Source organism: Nostoc sp. (assembly GCF_036917555.1).
Lineage (GTDB): Bacteria > Cyanobacteriota > Cyanobacteriia > Cyanobacteriales > Nostocaceae > Nostoc.
The window spans coordinates 47,396-53,767 of record NZ_JBALDD010000090.1 but is presented as its reverse complement, the minus strand read 5'-3'; the positions used below and the strand labels follow the sequence as shown (position 1 = coordinate 53,767).

9 protein-coding genes and 3 pseudogenes are annotated in these 6,372 nt (G+C 37.6%); 9 read left to right on the top strand and 3 right to left on the bottom strand.

Going from position 1 to position 6,372, the window contains the following annotated elements; translation table 11 throughout:
* Positions 1–154 precede the first annotated feature (154 nt).
* From V7K60_RS33575 to V7K60_RS33570, 3 genes and pseudogenes are all read left to right on the top strand, one after another.
* Positions 155–409, top strand: a pseudogene (locus V7K60_RS33575) (two-partner secretion domain-containing protein); the annotation flags it as partial.
* A complete protein-coding gene (locus V7K60_RS35510) occupies positions 369–614 on the top strand; it encodes a helix-turn-helix domain-containing protein (RefSeq protein ID WP_442944509.1) in 246 nt (81 codons plus the stop codon). The pseudogene V7K60_RS33575 and the gene V7K60_RS35510, both read left to right, overlap by 41 nt.
* Positions 520–765 carry a hypothetical protein gene (locus V7K60_RS33570; protein ID WP_334932359.1) on the top strand — a complete coding sequence of 82 codons (246 nt, stop codon included), beginning with the start codon at positions 520–522 and terminating at the stop codon, positions 763–765. Before V7K60_RS35510 ends, V7K60_RS33570 begins: the two co-directional genes overlap by 95 nt.
* A gap of 31 nt (positions 766–796) precedes the next feature.
* Here the strand turns inward: V7K60_RS33570 and V7K60_RS33565 are convergent.
* Positions 797–1,329, bottom strand: a pseudogene (locus tag V7K60_RS33565) (ISAzo13-like element transposase-related protein); the annotation flags it as partial.
* A gap of 276 nt (positions 1,330–1,605) precedes the next feature.
* Here V7K60_RS33565 and V7K60_RS33560 point away from each other — a divergent pair.
* From V7K60_RS33560 to V7K60_RS33540, 5 genes are all read left to right on the top strand, one after another.
* Complete coding sequence (locus tag V7K60_RS33560; protein ID WP_334932357.1) at positions 1,606–1,914, top strand: transposase; 309 nt, start codon at positions 1,606–1,608, stop codon at positions 1,912–1,914.
* On the top strand, positions 1,883–2,251 hold the full coding sequence (locus V7K60_RS33555; protein WP_334932355.1) for a hypothetical protein: 369 nt from the start codon (positions 1,883–1,885) through the stop codon (positions 2,249–2,251). Before V7K60_RS33560 ends, V7K60_RS33555 begins: the two co-directional genes overlap by 32 nt.
* Positions 2,229–2,708, top strand: coding sequence for a hypothetical protein (locus V7K60_RS33550; RefSeq protein ID WP_334932354.1), 480 nt, complete (start codon positions 2,229–2,231; stop codon positions 2,706–2,708). Before V7K60_RS33555 ends, V7K60_RS33550 begins: the two co-directional genes overlap by 23 nt.
* Positions 2,644–3,162, top strand: coding sequence for a hypothetical protein (locus tag V7K60_RS33545; protein ID WP_334932352.1), 519 nt, complete (start codon positions 2,644–2,646; stop codon positions 3,160–3,162). The genes V7K60_RS33550 and V7K60_RS33545 overlap by 65 nt, the downstream gene beginning before the upstream one ends.
* A 93-nt stretch (positions 3,163–3,255) precedes the next feature.
* Complete coding sequence (locus V7K60_RS33540; RefSeq protein WP_334932350.1) at positions 3,256–4,065, top strand: prohibitin family protein; 810 nt, start codon at positions 3,256–3,258, stop codon at positions 4,063–4,065.
* A gap of 134 nt (positions 4,066–4,199) precedes the next feature.
* On the opposite strand, the pseudogene V7K60_RS33535 reads toward V7K60_RS33540, so the two are convergent.
* Together V7K60_RS33535 and V7K60_RS33530 are read right to left on the bottom strand one after the other, a co-directional pair.
* Positions 4,200–4,914 (bottom strand): annotated as a pseudogene (locus V7K60_RS33535) (IS1 family transposase).
* Positions 4,915–5,021: 107 nt separating this feature from the next.
* Entirely contained in the window at positions 5,022–5,483 is a 462-nt protein-coding gene (locus tag V7K60_RS33530) for a hypothetical protein (RefSeq protein ID WP_334932348.1), read from the bottom strand.
* Positions 5,484–5,980: 497 nt separating this feature from the next.
* Here V7K60_RS33530 and V7K60_RS33525 point away from each other — a divergent pair, with 497 nt between their 5' ends.
* The gene (locus tag V7K60_RS33525; RefSeq protein WP_334932346.1) at positions 5,981–6,256 is read left to right on the top strand and encodes a hypothetical protein; all 276 of its coding nucleotides are present in this window, start codon (positions 5,981–5,983) and stop codon (positions 6,254–6,256) included.
* The last annotated feature ends 116 nt before the right edge of the window (positions 6,257–6,372 follow it).

Here is a 6,372-nt window from a genome sequence, read left to right as displayed (position 1 = left end):
ATCTATGGAGTATGCTTTCATTAGTGACAAATTTTACTTCTTTGATCTCTATAGTACATTTGATTGTCTCTCACTCAAGTGAAAACCGCTATAAGCAACTTTCAGGGACAACTGAGGGAAGTAATTACAGGTGGTGCAATTCGCCAAATAAATAAATCTTTTTCACAGTTTTGAAGAATTTAATATCAGCGAGGGGCGGGGGGCGTATTTCTTCAGTCTTAGCGCAGGTATTCAAAATATTTTGGCATCGGTGACAGGTAATAACCCTTCAGAAATTTTGGGGATATTTGGCACATTTGGTAATTCTAATCCTAATTTGTTTTTAATAAATCCTAATGGGATTTTGCTTGGAAAAGATGCCAGTTTAGATGTGCAGGGTTCATTTGTGGGGACAACTGCAAACGGGATACCTAAATGCACACGGATGGAATGTACCACAAATAGCAGAGTATTTGGATTGGGCAGAACAGACGGTAAGGCAGACGATTCGACGCTGGCAATTTTCTTGGGATAGGAGGTTTGTGGGAAGCGCCTGGACGTGGCAAAAAACGAAGTTGGCAGGAGTCAAACTGGCAGGCAATAGTAAAAAATGGTTGTCACAAAATCGTCGATGAGCGTGCCCGTCAGTTAAGTCAAAAGCTGTTGGAGGAACGAAACGTAGAGCTAGGAGCCGAACAAATACGGCAACTGCTCAAAGGGGTGGTGTTGGAAACGCATACGCTACAGTCCAGCGCTCAATCGAAACCAAAAATACCTACAAGTTAAGCGTCAGGATTGGGAGTTACTCAAGCTGTAGTGCAACTTGGTTTACTATCTCTAATTGCTCAAAGATTGCGTCGGTTTGAGGAATTTTTTTTGAGGTTGAATTTTCTTCACTCTTTTTAATTTGTATCCTAAATCATTTAATTTAACTCTAATTGTTTCTGATGTAAATAAATTTTCTTCACTGTAACCATATTTTTCTATTAATTGCTTTCTGACTTTAGTGGCGCTGAGTTTGCTATATAATTTATTACTTTTAAAACTAGGGTCAGTTTGACTTTGGGAGTCAACTATATTTTTTATATCATTTAAGAGATTTGGCAAGTGAACTTCTGCTTTATAGCGTCCTTTCCCACTCATGTTATCAACGCAAGTAATGCCAGTTGGTAACTCTCTTGTTCCTTTGCGAATAGTGTCTCGATTCCATCCTAGCTCCCTCTGGACTAGACGTTGCCCTCCACGACCCAGTTGTGTAAAAGTTTGTGCTATAAATTTACGTCTAGCCGAACCTTTGAGTTGAAATGCAGTTTCAATCAACAACTTTTTCTGACAATCAGTTAATACTATAGACACAGACATCGTTTGCCATATTCAAAAACAAACGTCATTATTCAAATTACTACAAAAAAGGGGGTAAAGGGGCTGCCGTCAGCAGCCCCTTTACCTACCTTAAAATGATTATCATTATTATTAATGGCATAGTTTATTTTCTGGAAGTCCCTAACAGATTACACTTATAGGCGAAAGGGAGAACAAAAACGTATTCGGCAAAGTCGGTGACGAGGTAGACGTATCAACATTTTTGGTATTTGGGAACCAAAAGTCCGTTTTGACTATGCCTTGATGGTTAGAACACTCAAAACACCAACTTATGTGCAGCTGATAAATTGGCAAGCAATACGTGCAGCACATCATTTACTGACAACCGGACAAATCACTGTCATTATTCACTATAATGCCTCTGTTTATAAAAGTCATTTAGCACGCCAGCACCACCAACGTTGGCAAGAGCAAGGTTTATACGTCTTTTTTCTACCACCTTACAGTCCTCAAATGAATCGCATTGAAGATGAGTGGTCACATCTCAAGCGTGATGAGCTTGCATGTCGGGTTTTTCAGGATGAATATGAATCTAGCGATCGCCATAATTAACAGCGTTCAGTCTGACAGAACTGGTAAAGGTGGAAATATTGAAATTACAACAGGTTCCTTGAGTGTTACTGGGGGAGCGCAACTGCTAACAAATACTGTTGGGCGGGGTTCAGCTGGCAATATAATTATTAACACTAGTGATCGCGTTTCCTTTGACGGCACTACTCCAAGTGGAAGATTTTCAAGTGCCGCTTTTAGCAGTGTAAATACAGAAACTAATTTTACAGGCAAAGGCGGAAATATTACCGTATACACCAATCTTCTCCGCGTCATAGATGGCGCAACTATAGATGCACGTACTTTAAATAGTAGCGATGCAGGCAATATTACAATCTAATGCAGGCTTGGTTGAAGTGCTAAATGGCGGACAAATTATTAGCGCTTCTTCAGGCAGTGGACGCGCAGGTAAAATAACAGTTAATGCTACAGACAGAGTGCTTGTCAACGGTACTGATGCAAAGTTTAATGAACGCCTTGACAAATTTCCTGCAAGATTTACTAATTTTGGCTCTGCTAGTGGCTTTTTTGTCCTTGCTTCCAGTTCCGGTATTGCAGGTGATATCGAAGTAACCTCACCCACAATTACCTTAGACAACAAAGGAAGATTCATCGCCGAATCTTTTTCAGGAAATGGCGGCAATATTAACTTACAAGCAAGAGACTTGTTATTACTACGCCATGGTAGTCAAATCTCCACCAGCGTGGGTATTGATAAAAAAGGTGGTAATAGTGGTAACGTCAATATCAACTCAAAATTCATCGTCGCCATTCCCAAAGAAAACAGCAAGATATAGTGCCAACACCTTTCAAGGGGGCAGTGGAAATGTCGAAATTAACTCGCAAGGTATCTTCGGTATCGAAGCGCGTCCAAAGCCAACTGAAAAAAACGATATTACTACTAGTTCCGAACTAGGCGTTTCAGGTACGATCAACATTAACGTACCTGATACCAGTTCCATTCAAAATAGCTTCACTGGATTATACCCAGTCATCGATACTAATGCACGCATCGCCAATAGTTGGATTTCACGCGGCACAAAGCGACAAGAAAACTCTTTTACAATTACAGGTTCTGGTGCTTTAACCACTAATCGTCCTGGTGTTTTGGTTTCTACCTATACAACTGGTGAGGTGATAGGTATCGAAACTATATCCCGTCTTTGGAAGAAAAGTGATCCGATTATTGAACCTACTGGTGTATATCGGCTTGATAATGGGCAGTTGCTATTAAGTCAAGAATATTCTTAATTTTGGATCAAGTCGAGCTAAAATCATGACGGAAAGAAGCCTATAACTCCTAAATATGTATCTCTATACAAGATGCATACATGGTTCACACAGATGATAAAATTTACAAATTTCAACAGTGCCGGTAAACTGACCGCTCTTTTGTTCCTGATAACTCTCTTCCTCTCACCTTGTGTGATTGTAAATGCAGGAGAACGTGGTGTATTAATGAAATTTGGCGAAGTACAAAACCAGATATTAGGAGAAGGACTTCACTTAATTATTCCTGTAGTCAATACTGTGACAAAGCTGAGTATTAGAGTCCAAAAACAGGAAATTTCTGCTGAGGCTTCTTCCAAAGATTTACAAAATGTTTTCGCTGATGTAGCTCTCAATTGGCATATTATCCCTCAAGAAGCAAATGCCATTTTTCAGGAAATTGGAGATGAACAAAATGTAGTTATTCGGATTATTAACCCAGCTGTTGAAGAAGTACTCAAAGCAGTAATAGCAAAATATACTGCTGAAGAAATTATTACCAACCGTGGAGAAGTCAAAAGTGGAGTAGATGATGCCTTGTCCACACGATTGGGTAGCTATCACGTTGCTGTTGATGATATTTCTCTAGTTCATGTGCATTTTTCAGAACGATTTGGTGAGGCGGTGGAGGCAAAGCAGATTGCTGAACAAGAAGCAAAACGAGCAGAGTTTATCGCACTGAAAGCAACAAAAGAGGCTGAGGCAAAAGTTAATTTAGCTAAAGGAGAGGCTGAGGCACACAGATTATTACGTGATGGCTTAACTCCAGAAATTCTGCAAAGGCAAGCAATAGAAAAATGGAATGGTAAGTTGCCATTAATTGTAAGTAAGGAGCCTCCAAAATTGTTGAATTTAAGTGAATTTTTAAAATTTGACGAAAATTGATCTTCTTGCTAGCTGATTTGCTCTCCATCCAGAGACTTAAAACCCAGACTTCTTGAATAAGTCAGTTTTTTTTGTTCGTAACTCCTCCACCTATTGCTATATATACATAAGGTGTTCCTGAATCCAAATATGAATCATGCGATCGCCTCAAGCTTGCGGGCGCTACGCGCCTGCAGCGCCACGGAACCATACTTGAGATAATGTATAACCAATCGAATAGAGAGTTTAAGCATTTCCTCAGACTTAGAGTAACAAAAAGTTTTACGATGTAGCCTAGCTAAATAATGTCTAAAACGACTATTTTCACACATCACGAGTGTCATATAAGTTTTACTAACGATATGATCCTCATTCCTAATAAAACAAGAGTAAACTGGATAACCATCTGTGACGTAAAAATAAGAATGCCAGCAGTTTATTATCTGCCACAAAAGCTTAAAAGTTTCAGAACTGCGGTCTCCTAAAACCCAAGCTATAACTCCTGGAACATATTTATTTACTGCTGTCCACAACTAAATTTTGTTTTTTACCTACAAAAGTTTCAAGCTCATCAATTTGACTAATTTCTGGTATCTCATTATATTCAGGTGAATTAGGTAGGGTATTTCCAAGCTCTCTAACCCAATTTCTTACAGTTGTATGATGGACTTTCTTAACTCGCTTAATTGTACGAAATCATGAACCATTCACATACATCTCTATACACTCTTTTTTTATTTCTTCAGGGTAGCCCTACTGTTCATAGGAATCTATAAACTGACAACCACAATGAACACATATATGATTTTGTTTACCATACTTTTTACCATTCTTGTGGATATGAGTGGATGCACACCTTGGACATTTCATCGCGATCGCTCAAATTCATACTTCAATTATGCAACGCCTATACATAGTATGGGTGTATAGATATGCACCCATACTATCGATTCCTTGTAAAAAGGTGATAAACTAAATTAACTGTTGGAGAATAAAATAGGAGAATCAAGAATTTTCAACTGGATCAACAGCATAATCAACAGGGTATAAACTGTCGAAGAAATTAAACCTGTGAACAATTCTTTTTTGAGGTTATGCTCTTGAGGTTCTTTTTTAAAAATGTCCTTAGAACCGAATTGCATCAAGAGAATTCCCACAATATTAGAGAGCCAGTATCCGATAATTGAACAAGGTAAAAGCAATTTTGGGGAAAGTAAACTACATGCATATCCAAAACCATAAGCTATTGGCAAATTGAATAGTAAGTCATTCCACCAACATAGTGGTGATAATAAATATCCTACTACTAAGAAAAATCCACCTCTGAGTTTTGTGAAAATGTCTTTTTTGAACTCTACTGGAGTAGACTGTTGTAATTGCTCTAGTGCTGTGTCTCTTGTTACATTCAACTCTTGACTAACGTTTTGGACGCTTTCCATAAAAAACCACTATTCCTATCGTCTTAGTGTAGTTTAATATATAAACTAAATTAACGTCTAGTACACGAGTGATGACATTTTGGCTTTTTAATGCTGAAAGTTTGACCACTAAATAGTCTCAGTAAAATCGTAAAAAGTAAAATTGAGTTTAAATCAACTGCAACTTCACGATATCTGAATTTCTGCTAGAGACACATCAGTTAGTTAGCTTCTTGCAGAATTTAGGTTTTTCCTTGAATATCTGAGTGAAATAGAACAATTTATACACAATTGAGACAATCAACGCTATTTATTGCTAAATAAGTTTCAAAATAAATATATATCTTCCTAAATCATAGCATACGATGAGTTCCAACACCGATACTGCAATAGCCAGAGCCTTATTAGGTTGGGGTGAATGTTGAGTTGCAAAATTTTTATGTTTTTGCATATAGCAGGAGCAGAAATTTAAACTAATAATAGCTACAATAAAAGTGCTGAGATATCTTAATCGAAAAATGACAGATTTAACTCCAAACAGCACCTTTTTAATAGTAGGAATTGTTTTTATAACGATTGCTGTCATCGGGCAATCTAAATTAGCTTTTATTGAAATAAATCCTGGTTGTTTTGGGAGAATTTTGGCTTTACTTATTGGTATTTCGCTCCTACTATATGCTTTAGAACTACTCAATTTTTCAACAGTAAACCTAGATTTATTAAGAACTTATCTGACAGAACAAATAAAACAGAGTATAAGTTCAATTAATGACCTTTTGCAAGGTTCGAAATAGATCATAAATAAACTTTTATGTCTACATCTTACAGCAATTTTCAGGTAAATAGACCACAGTGGTTGAACCAACCGAAGGTATCATCTTCGGTAATGTAAATGTACATTTTTACTGAG

Coding starts and splice junctions, on each gene's coding strand:
- V7K60_RS33550 (WP_334932354.1), top strand. CDS start 2,229: ATGCAGGCAATATTACAATCTAATGCAGGCTTGGTTGAAGTGCTAAAT.
- V7K60_RS35510 (WP_442944509.1), top strand. CDS start 369: ATGTGCAGGGTTCATTTGTGGGGACAACTGCAAACGGGATACCTAAAT.
- V7K60_RS33540 (WP_334932350.1), top strand. CDS start 3,256: ATGATAAAATTTACAAATTTCAACAGTGCCGGTAAACTGACCGCTCTT.
- V7K60_RS33560 (WP_334932357.1), top strand. CDS start 1,606: ATGGTTAGAACACTCAAAACACCAACTTATGTGCAGCTGATAAATTGG.
- V7K60_RS33525 (WP_334932346.1), top strand. CDS start 5,981: ATGACAGATTTAACTCCAAACAGCACCTTTTTAATAGTAGGAATTGTT.
- V7K60_RS33530 (WP_334932348.1), bottom strand. CDS start 5,483: ATGGAAAGCGTCCAAAACGTTAGTCAAGAGTTGAATGTAACAAGAGAC.
- V7K60_RS33555 (WP_334932355.1), top strand. CDS start 1,883: ATGAATATGAATCTAGCGATCGCCATAATTAACAGCGTTCAGTCTGAC.